Consider the following 19,387-nt stretch of genomic DNA (forward strand, 5'->3'; position numbering starts at 1 on the left):
TGGCCACGACCCCAACCCTAGGTGTCGTTGCTAGTTGCTCACCCGGCGGATGTAGAGCAGGCGGTCGTTCTCCTCGACGGCGTCGACCTCGGGGCTACCGACCCGGACCAGGCGGCCCTCGCGCACCACCCCGAGCACGATGTCGGACAGGTGCCGCGGCGACCCACCGATCTCGTCGCGTTCGACCTCGCGCTCGGCGATCGCGAACCCGGCCTCGGGAGTGAGCAGGTCCTCGATCATCTCGACGACGGTCGGGGTGGTCCTGGCGATGCCGAGCAGGCGTCCGGCGGTCTCGGAGGAGACGACCACCGAGTCGGCGCCGGACTGGCGCAGCAGATGCGCGTTGTCGGTCTCGCGGATGGCGGCGACGATCTTGGCCTTCGGCCCGACCTCGCGGGCGGTGAGCGTCACCAGCACCGCGGTGTCGTCGCGGTTGGTGGCCACGATGATCGATGCCGCGTTCTGCACTCCAGCCAATCGCAGTACGTCGGACTTGGTCGCGGAACCGTGGACGGTCACCAGACCGAGGCTCGCGGCGGACTCCAGCACGGTCTGGTCGGTGTCGACGACCACGATCTCGGACGGGGCGATGCCATCGCCGAGCATCGCGTCGACCGCGGTCCGGCCCTTCGTGCCGTATCCGACGACGACGGTGTGATTGCGCATGGTGTGCCTCCAACGCTGAATCTTGAATGCCTGGCGCGATCGTTCGGTGAGCGCGGCCATGGTCGTGCTGATGAGGATGATGAGGAACAACACCCGCAAAGGCGTGATCACGATGACGTTGACGAGCCGCGCGCTCGGGGTGAGCGGCGTGATGTCGCCGTATCCGGTCGTGGAGAGCGAGACGGTGGCGTAGTACAGGCAGTCCAGGAAGGACATCTGGTCCTCCTGCACGTCCCGGTAGCCGTCCCGGTCGAGATAAACCACCAGGACCGCGAGCATCAGGACCGCGACGGCCATCATCACGCGACGGAAGATCAACTGGTACGGGCTCCGGACCACCTCCGGGATACGCAGCACCCCGACCAACGCGTAGTCCGGCCGATCGGTCAGTACCTCGTGATTGCGCAGCCTCGCGCGCAACTTACCGGCCATGACGTGTTCTCCAGTTCGCTGACATCGGCTGGCAGCCTAACCCCCGACCCGGCAAAGGGCCCGGCACGACGGCGCGCGGCGCGTCTGGCGCACCCGGTCCCGGTGGGGCAGGCTGGCGGCATGAAGATCTCCCCGGCCACCGGACTCGCCGCCCTCCTGTTGGGTACGGGCACGCTGCATTTCGTCAGCCCCAAACCCTTCGACAGCATCGTCCCGCGCGTGTTGCCGGGCCGTGCCCGGACCTACACCCAGCTCTCCGGTGCGGCCGAGCTGGCGATCGGGGCGGCCATCGCGGTGCCCCGGACGAGGCGGCTCGGCGGCGGGCTGGCAGCGGCACTGTTCGTCGCGGTCTTCCCCGCGAACGTGCAGATGGCCGCGGACTGGCTCGGCCGCAGCTCGACGCCGCTGCCGCTCAAGGCGATTGCGGTCGGTCGCCTGCCACTGCAGATCCCGCTGATCCTCGCGGCCATGAAGGTCCGCAAGGGCGACACGGCCGCCTGACCCATTCTGCAGAGATCCGGTGCCCGCCGCTCATCCGGATTGGGCGCTGGCCCCCGCAGAGTCGATCAGTCGGGCGAGCGCGTCGCCGTCGGGCAGCTCGGTCGGCGCGATGGTCCGGCCGGTGCGCACATAGTGGAACGCCGCGCGAACCTTGCCGAGCGGCACCGGCGGGCCGCCCCGTGCGGCGGACCGTGCCGACATCAGCTCCGACCACGCCAGCCGATAGGCCGCGAGCTGCATCACCACCGCCCGCTCGTTGGCCGCCGACGGCTCGGCACCGGTCTTCCAGTCGATCACGGTCCAACCGCCGTCCGGGTCGGCGAAGACCGCGTCGATGCGCCCCCTGATCACCGTACCCGCGATCGACGTCTCGAACGGGACCTCCACCTCGACCGGGCTGCGGTTCGCCCAATCCGAGCGCAGGAACGCCTCCTGCAGCCCTTCCAGGTCGGCGTCGCCGACGGCCCCGGTGTCCGCGGCGCCCGGCAGCTCGTCCAGATCCAGCAGCCGGGTGGCACCGAACCTGCGCTCGATCCAGGCGTGAAAAGCGGTTCCCCTGCGCGCCAGCGGATTCGGCGGATACGGCAACGGACGGCGCAGCCGGGCCGCGAGCTCGTCCGGTGCGGCGGCCAGTTCCACCAGCTGACTCACCGACAACTGCGCGGGCAGCGCGACCTCGGCGCGGGTCAGCGCCCGCTGCCTGCGCTCGGCCAGCAGCACGTCCACATCGGCCGCCCAGCCCTCCGGGTCCGCCTCGTCGTCGGCGCCGTCCTCGTCCTCGTCCTCGGGGCCGAGCGCGATGAGCTCGGCCAGGACCAACTCGGCGCCGCGCTGCACCGGATCACGCCTGTTCCCCAGCGGATCGCTCGGCCACTGCGCGGTCACCGGCTCGGCGGTGAGCGGGTTCTCCGCGTCCTCGTCCGGCGCCTGCGCCCACAGCTCCACCGTCCCGATCGATTCCGCCGCGTCGGCGCCGTCGACCAATTCACGCATCTCCAGCAGGAACTCCGACGGGCCCCTCGGCGCGCTGCCCGATTCCGACCAGTGATGGCCGGACAGGTACAGCGCCCGCTCGGTACGGGTCAGCGCCACATAGAACAGACGCCTGTCCTCGTCGAGCCTGCGCCGACCCAGCGCGGCCTTGTGATCGGCGAGGGCGTCCTCGAGGTCCTTGCGGTTGAACAGGTCCTCGAGATCGAGCACCGGGACACCGTCGGCGCCATCGCCGTCGCGGGCCCGGTCGCCGCGCAGCGCGGGCGGCAACTCCCCTACGGCGCCCAGCCAGCTGCCGGAGGCGGTCTTCGACGGGAAGACGCCCTCCACCAGGTGGGGCACCGCCACGACCTGCCACTCGAGCCCCTTCGCGGAGTGCACCGTCAGGACCTGCACCCGATCCGGCGCGACCTCGACCTCGCCGGGGGCCAGGCCCTTCTCGATCGTCTCGGCGGCCGACAGGAAGGCCAGCAGCCCGGTCAACGTCGCCGTGGAATTGCGCGAGTACCCGGCGACCGCGTCCGCGAAGGCGTCGAGATGCTCGCGGCCCGCCCCGCCGTCGCCGGTGAAGCGCAGCCGGGCCTGCGCCTCGATCCCGACCCCCAGCACCCGCTCCACCTCGGCCACCAGCTCCGTGAGCGGCTGACCGATGCGTTCGCGCAGCGAGACCAGCTCGGCGGCCAACGCCCCGATCCGGGCGTAGCCGAGGGGTGAATAGCGCTGCGGCCCACCGGGGTCCGCGATCGCGTCGGCCAGCCCCGCGAGCTCGGCATGCTCACCCGGAAGCGCGGCCTCGAGCGCCTGGTCGAGGCTGGCCGCGTCGGTCACCGCGCCACCGGTGCCGTGTGTCGACCCGATCGCCAGCTCGCGCGCCCGGCGCCACAGCGCGGCCAGGTCCGCGGCCCCGATCTGCCACCGGGCCCCGGTGAGGATCCGCATCGCCGCGCTTCCTGCCAACGGGTCGGCGACCATCCGCAGCATGGCGATCACGTCCGCCACCTCTGGTGTGTGCAGCAGTCCGCCGAGCCCGACCACCTCCACCGGCAGGCCGTGACGGCGCAGCGCGGCCGCGATCGGCGCGGCGTCGGCGTTGCGGCGGACCAGCACGGCCGCGGTGGGCGGGGCCTGGCCGGAGGCGGCCGCGGCGGCGTACTCGTCGGCGATCCGGGCCGCGAGCCAGTCCCGCTCGCTCTCGACGTCCTCGGTGAGCGCGAGGCGGATGTCGCCCGCGACCGCACCGGGTCGCGGGCGCAGCTGCTGCACGGGAACCCCCCGCTCGCGCAGCGACTCCGAGGCCGCATTCGCGAGGGTCAGCGCCTCGGGTGGGTTCCGCCAGCTGGTGAGGAGCTCGAGGCGCGGCGCGGGATCGCCTCCCGGCAGCGGGAAGTCGGTGGCGAACCGGGGCAGGTTGGCCGCCGAGGCGCCCCGCCAGCCGTAGATGGACTGCATCGGGTCGCCGACGGCGGTCAGCGCGAGGTCGCCGTCCTCGCCGCCGCCGAACAGCGAGGACAGCAGCACCCGCTGGGCGTGCCCGGTGTCCTGGTACTCGTCGAGCAGCACCACCCGGAAACGCTGCCGCTCCGAGCGCCCCACCTCGGGATGCTCGGCTGCGACCCGGGCCGCCAGCGACATCTGGCTGCCGAAATCGAGCGCGCCCTCCCGCCTGAGCACCTCGGAGACCCGCTGCACCAGCGGCAACAGGGCGACCCGCTCGTGCTGGGTCTCGAGGATGTCGAGCAGTTCCTTCTTCGGTCCGCCGCGCTGCTTCGGGCCTGCGGGCAGCGTGTGGATCAGCTTGTCCAGCTCGGTGTGCGCCTCGCGCAGGTCCTCCGGCTCCACGAGGTGCTCGGACAGCTGCCCGGACAGTGCGAGCACCGCCTCGGTGAGGGAGGTGGGGGTGCGGTCCGTCTCCAGGTCGCCGTCCCAGGAACTGACCACCCGGTGGGCGAGCTGCCACAGTTCGGTCTCCGACAGCAGTTCGGCGGACGGTTCGATGGGCAGCAGCAGCCCGTGCTCGGACAGCAGCCGGCCGGCGTACGAGTGATAGGTGCTCACCTCCGGCTCGCCGCCGAGGATCCGTCCGCGCAGGTCCCCGCTCGGGTCGAGTTTGCGCAACAGGGCCGAACCGGCAAGGCGCGCAAGGCGTTGCCGGATCCGGGTGGTGAGCTGCTGGGCGGCCTTGCGGGTGAAGGTGAGGCCGAGGACCTGCTCGGGGTCGACAAGGCCGTTGGCCACCAGCCAGACCACGCGGGCCGCCATCGTCTCGGTCTTGCCGGCGCCGGCGCCGGCGACCACCAGGGTCGGCCCGAGCGGTGCCGCGATCACCGCGGCCTGCTCGGCGGTCGGCGGGTGCTGGCCGAGCGCGACCGCCAGGTCGGCCGGGCTCACCCTGACCACGACATCGCGGCTCATCCCTCGGTCACCTGCCGTCCGGTTTCCTGTGCCGGGCAGCTCGACCGGGCCGGGCAGTGCCTGCACCCGTCGTTCGGCTGTGCCCGGAAGCCTGGGCCCTTGGTGGCCGCGGCCGCGTCGTGCACCACGGTGAGCCACTCCTGTTCGCCGTCCTCGCCGAGCGGGGCCTGCAGGCGCTGGGTGGCGCCCTCCTTCTTGTTCGGCTTCGCCACGAACACCAGGCGCGCCCCGCCTGGCTCCGAGGGCGGCTCACCCTCGATCGCGCCCGCCAGTGCCGCCACCTGATAGGTCGCCAGCTGCGCATGCTGCTGCGCGGCCTCCTTGCTGACCGGGTTACGCGCGGTCTTCACATCCACGATCACCGGCCTGCCCTCGGCGTCACGCTCGAGGCGGTCGATCCGGCCGCGCAGCCGGATCTCGGGTCCGCCCTCCTCCCGTGGCTCGAGCACGCCGTCGACCTCGACCTCGACGCCGACCTCCGTCAGCTCGCCGCGCGAGAGCCGCAGCCACTCGGAGAAGCTGTCGAGCATCTGCCCGGTGCGGTCCATCTCCCGTCGGGAGTACCACTGCGAGCCGAGATCGACCGCGTCCCATGCGGTGGCGAGCGCCCGGCGTACCTGGTCCGGTGGCAGCTTGCCCGCCACGGCCTGGACCAGGGTGTGCACCAGGGTCCCGGTCACCGCATGGGTGTTGTCGCCGTCGGTGCCGCCGTTGCGTTCGAGCGCCCACCGCAACGGGCACGCGCTCAGCTGTTCGATCGTCGACGGCGACAGCGGGACGGGACCGTCGTCCGGTTCCCACAGCGGTGCGTCGGTGCTCATCCCGCCCACACCCCACCAATTCTGCGGATGCGCGCCGCGCACCCCGTCCCTGGCCAGCCGGGCCAGTTGCCGAGCCGCCCTGGCCTGCCGCTGCGGATCGTGCTCGGCGAGGTCCGGATCGCACACCGCCCTACGGAGCTCCGCGACCAGCGATGGCAGCGACAGCACCCGCCCCGCGGGCACCGGCTGTTCCACCACTGCCTCACCGGGCCCGTCGTCGCCCTCGACCCGGCCGATGAGCTCGTCCACGAACCGCGACGGCACCAGATCCGATTCCCCCGTCGCCGACTCGACCGCGGTGATCAGGAGGGACCGGCGGGCCCGACTGCAGGCGAGCAGGAACAGTCGCCGCTCCTCGGCCAGCAGCGGGGCGGTCCGCGAGAGCTGCGACTCGCTCGCAGGGGAGGCGTCGCCGACGCCCGCGGTGAGATCGACCAGAACCTCGGTTCCCAGCAGCGTGCCGCGGGCGCGCAGGCCCGGCCACAGCCCCTCCTGGACCCCGGCGACGGCCACCACATCCCATTCCCGGCCGGCCGCGGAGTGCGCGCTGAGCACCGTCACCGCTTCTCCCGGGATCGCCGCGCCTGACCTCGAGTCGCTCGAGATCTGTTGTTCGGAGAGATATTCCACGAACCCGGCGAGGGTGGCACGCGGCAACCGGTCGACATAGCTCGCGGCGGCGTCGAAGAGCGCGACCACGGCGTCCAGGTCCCGGTCCGCCTGCGCGCCGATCGGCCCGCCGCGCAAGGAGGCCGCGGCCCACCGCTTCTCCAGTCCGGTCGCCTGCCAGCTCGCCCAGAGCACGCCCTCGACGCCGCGCCCCTTCCGCTGGGCGGCCCTGGCCTGACCGAGGATCGACAGGACCCGACGCAGGGCGGCGGACTCCCCGTCGCTGAGCTTGGCGATCAGCCCCCTGTGCTCGTCCTCACCGTCGACGATCAACGACCGCAACAGGTCCGCGGAGTCACGCTGACCGCCTGCGGCGAGCTCCACCCGGCGCAGGCCGCGCCGCAACCGCCGCAGCGTCACCGGATCGGATCCGCCGATCGGTCCGGACACCAGCGCCAGTGCATCCTCGCCGGTGAATTCGACGCCCGCGACCGCGCGCAGCACCAGCAGCAGGCCGCCGACCGAATACTGCCGGGCGAGTGGGAGTTCCGAGGCCGATGTGGTGACGGGGACGCCCGCGGCCAGTAGGGCGCGGCGCAGCGGGGCGAGCACGAGCGGAACCGATCGGACCACCACCGCCATCCGCGACCACGGCACGCCGTCGTGCAGGTGTGCGCGGCGCAGGGTGTCCGCGATCAACGCGGCCTCCTTGCCCTGGGTGCCGAGCACCTGCACCTGGGCCCGGCCCGGTTCCTCGGTCGCCGCCGCGGCACCCCGATGCGGCGGCCTGCCGGGCAGGCGGCCCGCGATCGCCGCCGTGACCGCCGAGATCCGTTCCGCGCTGCGATGATCGGTGTCGAGGATCAGCTGATTCTCCGCGCCGGCCTCGGCGAGGTCCATCAGGAACCGCGAGTCGGCCCCCCGGAATCCGAAGACGGCCTGGTCCGGATCGCCCGCCACGACCGCCAGATCGGTACCAGCGCCGATCAACCGGACCAACTCGGCCGCCTGCGGGTCCAGGTGCTGGGCGTCGTCGACGAGCAGGTACCGGATCCGGGAGCGCTCCTGCTGCAGCAGCTCCGGGTCGGTGGCGAACGCGGTCAGCGCGGCGCCGACGAGTTCGGCCGCGTCGAGCGCGGGCGCCGTGGCCTCGGGGGCCTCCACCCCGACGGCACCGCGCAACAGCATCACGTGCTCGTAGTGGGCGGCGAAGCGTCCGGCCGCCACCCACTCCGGCCGCGAGTGTGTCCGGCCGAGCGCGATGAGGTCCTCCGGGCCGAGGCCACGCTCGCCCGCCCGCAGCATCAGGTCGCGCAGCTCGACCGCGAAGCCGGTCATCGACAGCGCGGGGCGCAGCCGCTCCGGCCAGTGGTGGGCACCGTCCGCGACGTCACCGCGCAGCATCTCGCGCAGCACCGCGTCCTGCTCGGCCCCGGTGATCAGCCGCGGCGGCGGGTTGGAATGAACGGCGGCCTGCAGGCGGAGCACCGCGAACGCGTACGAGTGCACGGTCCTGACCAGCGGCTCACGGGTGGCCCGCAGCGCGTCGGGACCGGCGGACCCGAGCAGACCCGCGGTGATCGCCTCCCTGACCACGGTGCCGGCGCGGCGTGAGTGCGTCAGCACGAGAATCGATTCCGGGTCGCAGCCACCGTCCGCTATCCGCGAGACCGCCAGATCGACCAACAGCGACGTCTTGCCCGTGCCAGGTCCGCCGAGCACCTGCCATGGCCGTCGCCCCCGGCCCGCCCGCGGTTCGGCGATCAGCCGCTGCGCCGCGGGACCCCACACCCGGCGCGGGCCTGCCTCCGTCGACCGACGGACCAGCGTGGCGGTGGCCCGCCGCGACTGCTCCCGATCGACCGACATGGGTGGCATTCCATCACGGCGGGCCGACACCCACCGCCGCGCATCCGCCGCGTCGGCCGCGATCGCCGGGATCCGGCAAGATGTCCGGCATGGGCGAGATTCACATCCACCGCTTCGGTCCCCCGGCCGGCCTCCCGGTCCTGGCGCTGCACGGCCTCACCGGCCACGGCCGACGCTGGCAGCACCTGGCGGAGGGGTACCTACCCGAGGCCAGGGTGATCGCGCCCGACCTGCGGGGCCACGGCCGCTCGACGTGGTCGCCGCCGTGGGGCATCGCCGACCACGTCGACGACCTGGTCCGGGTCCTGGAGTCCGAGACCACCGAGCCGGTCGTGCTGGTCGGCCACTCGTACGGCGGCGCCATCGCCGTGCACCTGGCCCGCCGGGTGCCGGAACGGGTGCGTGCCCTGGTTCTCCTCGACCCCGCGCTCGGGCTCGAACCGGCAATGATGGCTGAGGTCGCCGACCTGACCGTCCGGTTCCCGGACTACACCGACGCCGCGGAGGCGCGTTCGGAGAAGGTGCACGGGGCGTGGGCGGACGTGGCGGCCGAGGTGCTCGACGCCGAGCTCGCCGAGCACCTGATCGACCGCGAGGGCGGCCGGGTCGGCTGGCGGATGTCGATCCCCGCGATCGTGGCGTCCTGGGGCGAACTGGCCCGGCCGTTCGCGCTGCCGCCCGCGGACCTGCCCACGATCCTGGTCCAGGCGATGCGGGTGCAGCCGCCCTACGTCACCCCCGCGTTCCTGACCGCGCTCGCGGCGCACCTCGGCGATCGCCTCACCCTGGTCGAGATGGACGTCGATCACATGGTCGGGCAGGCCAGGCCGGCGGATGTCGCGGAACTGATCGGGAAGCTGCTGTAGGTGCCCGCCACCACGGAGGCGCAGATCGAGCGGGTCCGCGAGCTGGTCGCGGCGATCCCGCCCGGCAAGGTGGCGACCTACGGCGACATCGCGGCGGCCGCGGGACTGTCGAGCCCGAGGACCGTCGGCTGGATCATGCGCACCGACGCGGCCGACCTGCCCTGGCACCGGGTGCTCGGCGCGAGCGGCAGACCGGCGGCCCACCTCGCGCGCCGGCAGATCTCGAAGCTGGCACTCGAAGGCGTACCGATCCGCGACGGCCGGGTCGACCTGGCCGCCGCGCGGCACGAATTCTGAGAGGGTCGAGCGGTGAGCGGCGAACGCGACCTCGAGGTCCTGATCTCATCGATGAACCCGGTCCGCCGACCGGGCACCTTCGTGTTCGTCTCGGTGCCGGAAGCTGCGGCCACCGGTATCCGGGCGGCCGCGACGATCACGGAGGACGAGGGAGTCACCCTCGTGATCACCAGGGCGGAGGCGGACGCCCGCGGCTGGCGGTACGACTTCGAGGCGGCATGGCTCACGCTGCGGGTGCACTCCGCACTGGATGCGGTCGGCCTGACCGCGGCGGTGAGCGCACGGCTCGCCGCGGTCGGCATCAGCTGCAACGTCATCGCCGGCTACCACCACGACCATCTGCTGGTACCCGTCGATGACGCATCGCGCGCCGTCGCCGAGTTGACGGCGCTCGCCGCCGACGGTCGGGGCTGAGTATCAGCTCCCGGCCGCCAGCTCGGCCCTGATCGCCTCGACACCGACGGCCACCTCGGCGAAGCTCGTGCTCAACGGGCTCAGCCCCAGCCGAAGTCCCTCGGGCGCACGGAAATCGGGGATCACCCCGCGCGCCCACAGCGCCGGGGTCGCGGCACGGAAGTGCGGATGATCGATGGTGACGTGGCCGCCGCGCAGAGCCGGGTCGACCGGCGACGCGACCGTCACCCCCAGCGGCACCAGCGACTCGGCGACGAGTTCGAGCGCGAATTCGGTGAGCAGCACCGATTTCTCCCTGATCGCGCGGATCCCGGCCCGGTCGATGAGCTCGAGGGTGTCGCGCATCGCGATCATCCCGAGCACCGCGGGCGTGCCGCTGAGGATCCGCCGGATACCCCGCGCCGGCCGGTAGCCGGGCGCCATCTCGAAGCAGTCCTCTCGGCCCATCCACCCCCAGATCGGCTGCACGAACTCCTCCAGCAGTCCCGCGCGCACGTAGGCGAACGCGGGCGAGCCGGGCCCTCCGTTGAGGTACTTGTAGGTGCAGCCGACCGCGAGGTCGACGCCCCACTCGTCCAGTTCGATCGGTACCGACCCGGCCGAGTGGCACAGGTCCCACAGCATGAGCGCGCCCGCACCGTGAGCGATCCGCGTGATCGAGGCGACGTCGGCGAGGTACCCCGACCGATACGCGACGTGACTGAGCACCACCAGCGCGGTCCGGTCCCCGACCACCGCGGCGACCTCGTCCGCGTGCACCCCACTGCGCGGATCCGACTCGATCCACCGCAGGGTCATCCCGAGCTCGGACGCGACCGCCTCGAGGACGTAGCGATCGGTGGGGAAATTGTCCGTGTCCAGGACGATCTCGTCGCGCCCTTGCCGCAGCGCGACGGCACCCCTCGCCAGCTTGTAGAGCAGCACGCTGGTGGAGTCGCCCACCGCAGTCTGGCCCGCGTCCGCCCCGAGCACCACCCGGCCCAGGTCGTCGCCGACCGTCAGCGGCAGGTCGAACCACTCCTCGTCCCATCCACGGATCAACCGGCCGCCCCAGGACTCGGCGACGAAACGGGCCACCCGCTCGGCCCCCGCCTTCGTCGGCCGACCGAGCGAGTTCCCGTCCAGGTAGGACACGACGGACGGGGCATCGACGAACAGGTCCCTGTACGAGCTCAGCGGATCGGCGTCGTCGAGTTCGGCGGCACGCACCGAGAATCTTTGTGGGACAGGGCTGGACACGCTCATCCGAACTGCTCCTTGATCTGCGCGGGGTCGAGGTTGCGGGTGGAGGCGAGCCACGCGGCCCAGTGTCTCTCGTCGGCAGGCGGGGTGCCCGGCGTCCACGCGAGCCGTGTCGAGGTGCCCGACGGCCACGGGATCGTGATCGACTCCAGCACCGCCGCCCGATCGAGACCGGCGTCGAGCAGGGCGTCGAGTTCACGGGGGTTGAGTCCGACCGGCTGGGGGCCGTTGCCCTGGTCGGTTCCGTACATCACGACCCCGCCACCCGCACGGAACCGGCGAAGATTGTCGGTGGCGACGTCGAATTCGCTTCCGCGGCCATGGATGTCGAGCGTGCTGATCCACCGCATCGACGACGCCATCGCCGCGAGCAGCTCATCGGGCAGGCGCTCGCTCCACGGGGTGTGCGCGAGTCGATCCACTCCGGACTCGAACGCGCGCGCGGCCTGGCCCTGGCCCTCCGCGTGTGCGACGACGGGAAGCCCGACCGCATGCGCGGCACCGACCAGTGCGTCGAGCGTCGCGTCGTCGAACACGGGGCCCGCCACGCTGTTCAACATGACCTTGACGAAGGACGCTCCCGCTCCGATCTGCGCGTCGACAGCGCTCGCGGCCTCCTGCGGCCCGTCGACCGCGCACACCGACCCGGCCGCCGCCCATGACCGGTCGGTGGGGTACCCGCCGGGGGCGGTGAGGAACTGACCCGCAAAGCTCACCTCGGGTAGTCCGACGTGCGCCGCTGCGTCCGCGAACGGCTCGAGGACCGACGGCGGCGACCCGAGGTCGTGCACCACGGCCAGCCCACCCGCGAAGAGGGCATGGGCGTCGACCAGCCCGAGGTGCACGTGGGCGTCCCGCAGACCCGCGAACACCACGCCGGGGATCTCGAGGCCGGCGCATCCGTCCATCGCGCTCCTCCGCCGAGCCGAGACCAGCAGATCCCCGTGCACCGTCAGTCGGCAGCGCCCCAGCCACGCCCCGGACCACAGATTCGCGACGTCGACGTCCATCTCGCGGCCCGTCAGTTCCCCAGCTCGGTGCGCACCGCGAACAGCTCGGGAAAGAAGCTGAGTTCGAGCGCGCGCTGCAGGTACCCGGCGCCACCGGAGGAGCCGCCGGTGCCGGTCTTCATCCCGATCACCCTGAGCACTGTCCGCAGGTGGCGAAACCGCCAGACCTGGAAGCTCTCCTCCAGGTCGACGAGCTCCTCGAAGGACTCGTACGCGGGCCAGCAGTCCCCCGGATGCTCGTAGACGTGCTTGACCAGCGGCATCAGATCGGGGTTGAGCACATAGGCCCCGCTCACCTCGCGGTCCAGCGCGGAACCGGGCACGTCGTAGCCTGCGCGGGCGAGGCAGCGCCAGAACTCGTCGTACAGGGTCGGCTCGCCCAGGAGATCGTCGAGGACGGCATGCGACGACGGGTCCGCCTCGAACACCCTGAGCAGGTCCGCGTTCTTGTTGCCGAGGATGAACTCGACGGCGCGGTACTGGTACGACTGGAACCCGGATGCGCTGCCGAGGAAGCCACGGAACTCGGCGTACTCGGTCGGAGTCAGCGTCGCCAGGATCGACCACTGCTCGGTCATCGACTTCTGGATGTGCTTGACGCGGGCGATGCACTTGAGCGCGACCCCGATGGAGTCCTCGGCGAAGGCCGCGCGGGCCGCCCGGATCTCGTGCAGGACGAGTTTGAGCCAGAGCTCGGTGGTCTGGTGCGCGATGATGAAGAGCATCTCGTCGTGGTGCTGCGGCTCGCTGACCGGGTTCTGCGCGTTGAGCAGCGTGCCGAGGTCGAGGTAGGAGCCGTAGCTCATCCTGGCGCTGAAGTCCGTGACGATGCCGGGCTCGAGTTCACGGAAGTTCGGTCCACCGCCACGCGTCATGCGTGTGATTGTCGGCCGACCTGCGGATACCTTCCGGGTCCGTGGCCGAATCGTTGTGTTTACATCCGCACCGGGCAGCTGCGAGACTGAGAAGCGGCGTAAATCCACGACCGAATCGCGGTGAGCGATATGGGCGACGAGTACGACGTCGCGATCGTGGGATCGAGCCTGGCCGGGTGCACGGCCGCGATCCTGCTCGGACGCCGAGGTCTGCGGGTGGCATTGCTGGAGGCGAATCGCAATCCGTCGGCGTACAAGCGGATGTGCACGCACTTCATCCAGTCGAGCGCCCTGCCCACACTCGAGCGGCTCGGTCTCGACTCCGAACTCGAGGCCGCCGGAGCGGTGCGGAACCACGGCAACGCCTGGAGCCGATTCGGCTGGGTCGAGGAACCGGAGCCGACGAACCGCCCATCGCACGGCTACAACCTCCGGCGGGAGATCCTCGATCCGCTGATGCGCAGGGCCGCCGCCGAGGCGCCCGGCGTCGATCTGATGTTGGGCGCGAAGCTCCGCGAGCTGACCCGACGTCCGGACGGGCGCGTCGACGGCGTTGTCGCCGACCACGCTGGACGGATCTCCTGCCGACTGGTCATCGGCGCGGACGGTCGGTCCTCGAAGGTGGCGCGGCTGGCCGGTCTCCCTGGCAGGGAATCCCGGAACGACCGCTTCGGCTACTTCGCCTCCTTCCGAAACGTCACGATCCCCGATGGGCAATCGGTCCAGCTGTGGCTGCTCGAACCCGACGCTGCCTATATGTTCCGAAACGATGCCGAAGTGACCGTCCTCGCCGCCATGCCCGGCAAGGGCAGGCTGCCGGAGTTCGAGGACGACCGCGAGTCCGCCCTGCTCCGCACATTCGAGGACCTGCCGGACGCCCCCGACCTGGCGGGCGCGGAGCGCGTGTCCGATATCGTCGGCACCCGCGACTATCCGAGCATCACCCGGCGCCGCATCGCCTCGCCCGGCGTCGCACTCGTCGGGGACGCCGCCCTTGTGCTCGACCCGCTCTGGGGTGCAGGGTGCGGCTGGGCGCTGCAGACCGCAGAGTGGTTGAGCGATGTCGTCGCCACACCACTCATGACCGGCACCGACCGAGAGATCGACCACGCGGCGCGGCGCTACCAGCGCCGACACCGGATGCGACTGTGGCCACACCAGTACCTCGCGATCGACTTCAGCCAGCGCCCCCGATTCAATCGGCTGCAGCGCCTGATGTTCGCCGGCGCCGCCCAGGATCCGTGGGTGGCGGACCGGTTCTACGCGTACGGCACCCGCAACCGCTCGCCCTTCGTCATGTTCTCGCCACGAATGCTGGCCCGCGCAGCGCGAGCCAGGCGCGCGGGCCGGTGCGAATAGGATTGCGCGGTGGATCAGACCCTGCCCCCGTGCCCCCAGTGCTCCTGCGAGTTCACCTACGAGATGGGCTCGCTCCTGGTCTGCCCCGAATGCGCACACGAGTGGGCGCCGGGCGCGGTCGACGACGAGGGCACCGACGTGATCCGTGACGCCGTCGGCAACGTGCTCGCCGACGGCGACACCGTCACGGTGATCAAGACGCTCAAGGTCAAGGGCAGTCCGACCGGTATCAAGTCGGGCACCAAGGTGCGCAACATCCGTCTGGTCAAGGGCGTCGGCGACCACGACATCGACTGCAAGGTCGACGGCATCGGTCCGATGCAGCTCAAGTCGAGCGTGGTCAAGAAGGCCTGACCAGGGTTACGTCGACGGTTGCACGAGTGGGGCGCCCGCGACATATTCCATCGCGGCCACGAATTCCGGCTGCTGCGAACGGATCTCGAGCTCCTCGGGCGTCAGGTCCACCACGCGGGTCTGAATCCACCACAGGTTGCCCAGCGGGTCGCGGACCCGCCCGACGCGGTCCCCGAAGAAGAGTTCGGTCACCTCCGTGACCGGCGTCGCCCCTGCCGCGAGTGCCTGCAGGAAGGTGGCATCGGCGTCCTCGACGTACAGCCGCAGGAAGCCAGGCGTGTCCGGCCAGTCCGGGCGACCGTCGAACATCATCACCACCGAGTCACCGATCCGCACCTCGGCGTGTCCGATCGCGCCCCCGTACTCGACGCGGGCCAGTTCCTCGGCGTCGAAGGCATCCCGCACGAAGTCGAGCAGCCGCGCGGTGTCCCGGGAGATGATCCAGGGCGTGACGGTGGCGTAGCCCTCGGGGACGGGCAGGACCGGTGTGGATTTCGTCGTCTTTTCCATGCTGCCGACGCTAGGGAGGATCTAGGACAACGAGCGTCCTCGATTCGAAACACCTGCAGATCAATGGGAGAATCTGTCGATGACCACCGGCGCTCCCTCGGCATACGACGCAGTGATTCTCGCCGGCGGATCCGCCACGAGGATGGGTGGCGTCGACAAGCCCGCGATCGTCATCGCGGGCCGATCCATGCTGTGCACTGCCCTCGACGCCGTCGCAGGGGCGGAGCGGGTGGTCGTGGTCGGACCGCATCGCGACGACCTCGCCGCCTCGATCGCCCAGACCCAGGAATCACCCGCGGGCGGCGGCCCGGTCCTCGCGATGGACGCGGGCCTGCTCGAGCTGGGCGGCGGTACCGCACCCGTGGTGGTGCTCGCAGCCGACCTGCCGTTCCTGTCCGCGGCAGCGATCGAGAGCCTCGTCTCGGCACTCGACCGCGAGCCGAGTGCGCCCGCGGCCTATGCGCTCGACGAATCCGGTCGGGTGCAGTTCCTCCTCGGCGTGTGGCGCAGGGATGCGCTGTCCGCTGGGCTCGACGGACTCGGGCGCGCCGATCTGGCCAACAGGCCGATGAAGACACTGATCCCGGCCGGGTATGCGACCGTTCCCATGACCGGGATCTCCGACTGCGACACCGAGGCCGATGTCGCCGCCGCCCGCGCGCGCAGCTCCTCCCCCGCCGTCGACCTCGACGAGGCCAGGCGGGCCGTCCGCGAGGCCGTCACGACCCTGCCCACTCGCACGGCGGCACCGCTCGCCGCGATCGGCGGGGTGCTGGCGCGACCGATGCTCGCCGCCGACGCGCTGCCCCGGATCGACATCTCGGCGATGGACGGCTACGCCGTATCCGGCGACGGCCCATGGCAACTCGACACCGCCATCCGCTACGCCGGCTCCGAGGACGAGGTCGAACTCGAACCCGGGCACGCCGTGCGCATCGCCACCGGCGCCCACGTGCCGTCCGGAGCCACCGCCGTCGTCCGCGACGAGCACGTCGAACTCGCGAACACCACGCTGAGCAGGCGCCAGGAGGCGCCGGTCCGCGACGACACCCGCAGGCGCGGTGAGAACTGGCAGCCGGGCGCACGGCTCGCGGAGGCGGGCGAACCGGTGACCCCCGCCGTGGTCTCGGTGGCACTGAGCGGCGAGGTCCCCGAGCTGCTGGTCCGCGGGCCCGTCACGGCCCACATCGTGGTGACCGGGGACGAGATCCGCCGCGATGGCCCGCTGCGCACCGGGCAGACCCGCGACAGCCTCGGGCCCGTGATGCCGCACTTCCTGTCCTGGTGCGGCATCCGCACGGCCGCCGAGTCGCACCTACGCGACACCCCCGGCGGCTTCGATGAGCTACTGGCGCAGCCGGTTTCCGAAACGGACACCCGACCCGACCTGATCGTCATCGTCGGCGCCACCGGGGGCGGCGCCGCCGATCACCTGCGGATGGCGCTCACGCGCTGCGGCGCCCGTCTCGTGGTGGGGCGGGTGCGATGCCGGCCGGGTGGATCGCAGGTGGTCGCGGTGCTGCCGGACGGCCGCATCGTGCTCGGGTTGCCCGGCAACCCCTTTGCGGCGGTCGCCACGCTGCTCATGACGGCGCCTGCCGTTGTCGCCGCGCTCACCGGTGCACCCGCCCCGACCCCACCGCGTGCGCCGATCGAGAACGCCGCGGAACTCGCCTCCGACGCCCCTCGGGTCGTCACGGCCACCCGACGGTCAGACGGTCGCTGGTACGCGGCCGCGCCGGTGGGGACGGCTCACCTCGCCGCGTTGATCGGGGCCGACGCCCTCGCGATCATCGAACCGGCAACGCCTGACGGTGGCTCCGCGGAACTGCTGCCGTTGCCTCGCTGACGGACGCGATGTCCGCGCAGCCGGCCCGATAGCGGTCGGCCAGCAGCCGAACCAATGCCGGGTGCACGCCCAGGGGCTCGGCCACCCCGTCCGATCCGGCATCGACCAGCCTTCGATGGAACAGGCCGTGCGCCAACAGATACGAGGCGATGAACACACGACGGTGACCCGCCACCCGCAGTCCCTCGACCACCTCGGGCACCCGCGGCTCCGCGGTCGCGACGTAGCCGATGTGTACCGAGCTCCCGACCAGTTCCGCGAGCATCATGGCGCCGCGGCGCACATCGGCCAGTGCGCGCGGATCCGAGGACCCGGCCGCCGCCAGTACCACCGCATCGCCCTGCCGCCAGCCCGCCTCGCGCAGGCGCTCGAACAGCACCGTGGCCAGCACCGGGTCCGGCCCGAGCGCCCTGGTCACGGTCACGTCGGGGTGCCCGGAGTCCGCGACCTCGCGCGGGACGTCGGTGTGCACGTGGTACCCCGAGGCCAGGAACGCGGGCACCACGACGGCGGGGCCGTCGAGGTCGCGGAGCACCTCCGAGGGCGACGGACCGAGCACGTCCACGAAGGCGACGCGGGTCGTGCCCACCTCGTCCGCGACCGCGTCGGCGAGCGCCGCGACCATGTCGACACCGCGCGGGCTCCTGGTGCCGTGCGCGACGAGCACCAGCGCGGGCCCGCTCACTAGTCGTCCCCGCAATCGACCGGGTCGAGCGCGAGGCGGTAGCCACGCTTGACCACCGTCTGCACGATCTTGGGGGCACCGAGACAGGTCCGCAGCCGCGCGATGGCTGTCTCAACGGCATGGGTGTCCTCGCCGCCGCCGGGGAGCACGGAGAGCAGCTCCTCCCGAGAGACGACACGTCCGGGTCGATGCGCCAGTGTTCGCATCAAAGCCATTGCCGCAGGGGCGAGTTGACGAACCTCGCCGTCCACGACGACACATCCGCCACGCACGCTCACGTCGTGACCCGCCGCGCGCAGGCGCATCGAACGCCGCGGCAGCTCCTCGGCGATGTGCCTGGCGAGCGACCCGAGCCTGGCCCGCCCCGGCATGGTGCTCGGCACGCCGAGCGCCTCGAGCGGCGCCGCGGTGACCGGGCCGACGCACACCGCGAGCACCCTGGTGCGCAACGAGTTCAGCAGTGGGTCGACGAGGCCGATCTCCTTGGCGCGGATCAGCATCGACGCCACCGCTGGCGCGCTGGTGAAACTCAGCGCGTCCAGGCCCCCGCTGACGGTCAGCTCGATGAGGCGGTCCATCGCGGTCGGGTCGTCGGGCTGGGTCCAGCGGTACACCGGCACCGGAACGACCTCGGCCCCGGCAACCCGGAGCACCTCACAGAAGTCGGGAAGCGGCTCCCATTCGGTGGTGGCGCCGTGCAGCTGCACGGCGATCCGCTTGCCCTCGACGCCCTCGGCGAGCAGGTGATCGATCACCTCGGCCGAGGACTCGGAGACCGGCGACCACTCCTCACGCAGGTCCGCGGCGCGGATCGCCCCCTTCGCCTTCGGACCGCGGGCCAGCAGCCGCGCCTTCGACAGCGCCTCGCCCAGTTGCTCGGCGAGCCCCCACCCGTCGGCGGCCTCCATCCAGCCGCGAAAGCCGATTCCGGTGGTCGCGACCGCGATCTCGGGTGGGTTCTCGATCAGTTCCCTTGTCACCCGTTCCAGCTCGGCATCGTCGACGAGCGGGATGATCCGGATCGCGGCCGCGTGCACGACGGTGGCGCCGCGCCGGGTCAGCAGGGTGGTGAACTCCTCCGACCGCCTGGCCGCGGTGACCCCGACGGTGAAACCGGACAGCGGCTCACCGACCTGCGGCACCGCCCTCCCCTCGCTCACGCGCTGTCCGCCGCGGCAGCCGAGGTGCTGTGGACCTGGACCATGCCGGCCCAGACCCGCACGTCGTACACCGGCAGACGAACGGACTCGTCGTCGAGGCAGCGCCCGTCGACGAGCGAGAACACCTGCTTGAGCAGGGGCGAGACCACGATGGGCTCGCCCGCCCTGTCCCCGACCAGGCCGCGCGACATCACCGCCGCGCGACCGAAGGGGTCGATGTTCCCCACCGCGTAGAGCGAGCCGTCCTCCATGAGGAACAGGGCTGCCTGCTCGCCCCCCCGAATCAGCACCGCGACACCGAGCCCCGGGATGAGGTGGCTGAGCGGGCAGGCCGAGGTCCATTCGAGTCGTCCGTCGTTGACGCTCTCGCGTCCGGGTCCGGTCACGTTGTGCGCCTTCATCTCGATAACGGTCATCATCGCGGTCCTCCTGTAATGCAGGCTTACTTTCTACTTATCCGGTG

General features: G+C 71.7%; 17 protein-coding genes. 7 read left to right on the forward strand and 10 right to left on the reverse strand.

The features are described 5' to 3' along the window. Window positions 1-30: 30 nt before the first annotated feature. Entirely contained in the window at window positions 31-1,098 is a 1,068-nt protein-coding gene (locus BR31_RS0105725) for a potassium channel family protein (protein ID WP_027500124.1), read from the reverse strand. Between the two features lie 120 nt (window positions 1,099-1,218). On the opposite strand from BR31_RS0105725, the gene BR31_RS0105730 reads away from it, so the two are divergent. Beyond that, window positions 1,219-1,599: a DoxX family protein gene (locus BR31_RS0105730; protein ID WP_027500125.1), complete on the forward strand. Its 381-nt coding sequence runs from the start codon at window positions 1,219-1,221 to the stop codon at window positions 1,597-1,599. Between the two features lie 30 nt (window positions 1,600-1,629). On the opposite strand, the gene BR31_RS0105735 is transcribed toward BR31_RS0105730, so the two are convergent. Together BR31_RS0105735 and BR31_RS0105740 are read right to left on the reverse strand one after the other, a co-directional pair. Further along, entirely contained in the window at window positions 1,630-5,004 is a 3,375-nt protein-coding gene (locus BR31_RS0105735; RefSeq protein ID WP_027500126.1) for an ATP-dependent helicase, read from the reverse strand. Beyond that, a complete protein-coding gene (locus BR31_RS0105740) occupies window positions 5,001-8,303 on the reverse strand; it encodes an ATP-dependent helicase (protein ID WP_156042371.1) in 3,303 nt (1,100 codons plus the stop codon). The genes BR31_RS0105735 and BR31_RS0105740 overlap by 4 nt, the downstream gene beginning before the upstream one ends. An 80-nt stretch (window positions 8,304-8,383) precedes the next feature. Here BR31_RS0105740 and BR31_RS0105745 point away from each other — a divergent pair, with 80 nt between their 5' ends. From BR31_RS0105745 to BR31_RS0105755, 3 genes are read left to right on the forward strand one after another with little or no spacing between them, the layout of a single operon-like run. Beyond that, window positions 8,384-9,169 (forward strand): alpha/beta fold hydrolase, encoded by a 786-nt coding sequence (locus BR31_RS0105745; protein WP_027500128.1) that lies wholly within the window; start codon window positions 8,384-8,386, stop codon window positions 9,167-9,169. Continuing rightward, window positions 9,170-9,466, forward strand: a complete 297-nt coding sequence (locus BR31_RS0105750) for an MGMT family protein (RefSeq protein ID WP_027500129.1) — start codon at window positions 9,170-9,172, stop codon at window positions 9,464-9,466. It begins immediately after the preceding gene. Window positions 9,467-9,478: 12 nt separating this feature from the next. Then, window positions 9,479-9,880, forward strand: a complete 402-nt coding sequence (locus BR31_RS0105755) for an ACT domain-containing protein (RefSeq protein WP_027500130.1) — start codon at window positions 9,479-9,481, stop codon at window positions 9,878-9,880. A gap of 3 nt (window positions 9,881-9,883) precedes the next feature. On the opposite strand, the gene BR31_RS0105760 is transcribed toward BR31_RS0105755, so the two are convergent. From BR31_RS0105760 to BR31_RS0105770, 3 genes are read right to left on the reverse strand one after another with little or no spacing between them, the layout of a single operon-like run. Beyond that, on the reverse strand, window positions 9,884-11,125 hold the full coding sequence (locus BR31_RS0105760) for a kynureninase (RefSeq protein WP_027500131.1): 1,242 nt from the start codon (window positions 11,123-11,125) through the stop codon (window positions 9,884-9,886). Continuing rightward, window positions 11,122-12,132, reverse strand: coding sequence for an amidohydrolase family protein (locus BR31_RS27550; protein WP_051636998.1), 1,011 nt, complete (start codon window positions 12,130-12,132; stop codon window positions 11,122-11,124). Before BR31_RS27550 ends, BR31_RS0105760 begins: the two co-directional genes overlap by 4 nt. 11 nt (window positions 12,133-12,143) lie before the next feature. After that, complete coding sequence (locus BR31_RS0105770; protein ID WP_027500132.1) at window positions 12,144-13,007, reverse strand: tryptophan 2,3-dioxygenase; 864 nt, start codon at window positions 13,005-13,007, stop codon at window positions 12,144-12,146. Between the two features lie 129 nt (window positions 13,008-13,136). Between BR31_RS0105770 and BR31_RS0105775 the strand changes: the two genes are divergently transcribed. Together BR31_RS0105775 and BR31_RS0105780 are read left to right on the forward strand one after the other, a co-directional pair. After that, window positions 13,137-14,366, forward strand: coding sequence for an NAD(P)/FAD-dependent oxidoreductase (locus BR31_RS0105775; protein ID WP_027500133.1), 1,230 nt, complete (start codon window positions 13,137-13,139; stop codon window positions 14,364-14,366). A 9-nt stretch (window positions 14,367-14,375) separates the two neighbouring features. After that, complete coding sequence (locus BR31_RS0105780; RefSeq protein ID WP_027500134.1) at window positions 14,376-14,720, forward strand: zinc ribbon domain-containing protein YjdM; 345 nt, start codon at window positions 14,376-14,378, stop codon at window positions 14,718-14,720. Between the two features lie 6 nt (window positions 14,721-14,726). Here BR31_RS0105780 and BR31_RS0105785 read toward each other — a convergent pair whose 3' ends face one another. Further along, window positions 14,727-15,230, reverse strand: a complete 504-nt coding sequence (locus BR31_RS0105785; RefSeq protein WP_027500135.1) for a VOC family protein — start codon at window positions 15,228-15,230, stop codon at window positions 14,727-14,729. A 79-nt stretch (window positions 15,231-15,309) separates the two neighbouring features. Here BR31_RS0105785 and BR31_RS0105790 point away from each other — a divergent pair, with 79 nt between their 5' ends. Next, on the forward strand, window positions 15,310-17,079 hold the full coding sequence (locus BR31_RS0105790; RefSeq protein ID WP_027500136.1) for an NTP transferase domain-containing protein: 1,770 nt from the start codon (window positions 15,310-15,312) through the stop codon (window positions 17,077-17,079). Here BR31_RS0105790 and BR31_RS0105795 read toward each other — a convergent pair. From BR31_RS0105795 to nirD, 3 genes are read right to left on the reverse strand one after another with little or no spacing between them, the layout of a single operon-like run. Next, a complete protein-coding gene (locus BR31_RS0105795; RefSeq protein ID WP_027500137.1) occupies window positions 17,021-17,764 on the reverse strand; it encodes a sirohydrochlorin chelatase in 744 nt (247 codons plus the stop codon). The genes BR31_RS0105790 and BR31_RS0105795 overlap by 59 nt on opposite strands. Beyond that, entirely contained in the window at window positions 17,764-18,924 is a 1,161-nt protein-coding gene (locus tag BR31_RS0105800) for a uroporphyrinogen-III synthase (RefSeq protein ID WP_051636999.1), read from the reverse strand. The genes BR31_RS0105795 and BR31_RS0105800 overlap by 1 nt, the downstream gene beginning before the upstream one ends. Further along, window positions 18,921-19,340, reverse strand: a complete 420-nt coding sequence (gene nirD, locus BR31_RS0105805; protein ID WP_027500139.1) for a nitrite reductase small subunit NirD — start codon at window positions 19,338-19,340, stop codon at window positions 18,921-18,923. Before nirD ends, BR31_RS0105800 begins: the two co-directional genes overlap by 4 nt. Between the last annotated feature and the right edge of the window lie 47 nt (window positions 19,341-19,387).

This window comes from Rhodococcus sp. UNC363MFTsu5.1, from assembly GCF_000686785.1.
GTDB lineage: Bacteria > Actinomycetota > Actinomycetes > Mycobacteriales > Mycobacteriaceae > Rhodococcus_G > Rhodococcus_G maanshanensis.

Coding starts and splice junctions, on each gene's coding strand:
- BR31_RS0105735 (WP_027500126.1), bottom strand. CDS start 5,004: ATGAGCCGCGATGTCGTGGTCAGGGTGAGCCCGGCCGACCTGGCGGTC.
- BR31_RS0105785 (WP_027500135.1), bottom strand. CDS start 15,230: ATGGAAAAGACGACGAAATCCACACCGGTCCTGCCCGTCCCCGAGGGC.
- BR31_RS0105725 (WP_027500124.1), bottom strand. CDS start 1,098: ATGGCCGGTAAGTTGCGCGCGAGGCTGCGCAATCACGAGGTACTGACC.
- BR31_RS0105730 (WP_027500125.1), top strand. CDS start 1,219: ATGAAGATCTCCCCGGCCACCGGACTCGCCGCCCTCCTGTTGGGTACG.
- BR31_RS0105745 (WP_027500128.1), top strand. CDS start 8,384: ATGTCCGGCATGGGCGAGATTCACATCCACCGCTTCGGTCCCCCGGCC.
- nirD (WP_027500139.1), bottom strand. CDS start 19,340: ATGACCGTTATCGAGATGAAGGCGCACAACGTGACCGGACCCGGACGC.
- BR31_RS0105740 (WP_156042371.1), bottom strand. CDS start 8,303: ATGTCGGTCGATCGGGAGCAGTCGCGGCGGGCCACCGCCACGCTGGTC.
- BR31_RS0105775 (WP_027500133.1), top strand. CDS start 13,137: ATGGGCGACGAGTACGACGTCGCGATCGTGGGATCGAGCCTGGCCGGG.
- BR31_RS0105770 (WP_027500132.1), bottom strand. CDS start 13,007: ATGACGCGTGGCGGTGGACCGAACTTCCGTGAACTCGAGCCCGGCATC.
- BR31_RS0105790 (WP_027500136.1), top strand. CDS start 15,310: ATGACCACCGGCGCTCCCTCGGCATACGACGCAGTGATTCTCGCCGGC.
- BR31_RS0105760 (WP_027500131.1), bottom strand. CDS start 11,125: ATGAGCGTGTCCAGCCCTGTCCCACAAAGATTCTCGGTGCGTGCCGCC.
- BR31_RS27550 (WP_051636998.1), bottom strand. CDS start 12,132: ATGGACGTCGACGTCGCGAATCTGTGGTCCGGGGCGTGGCTGGGGCGC.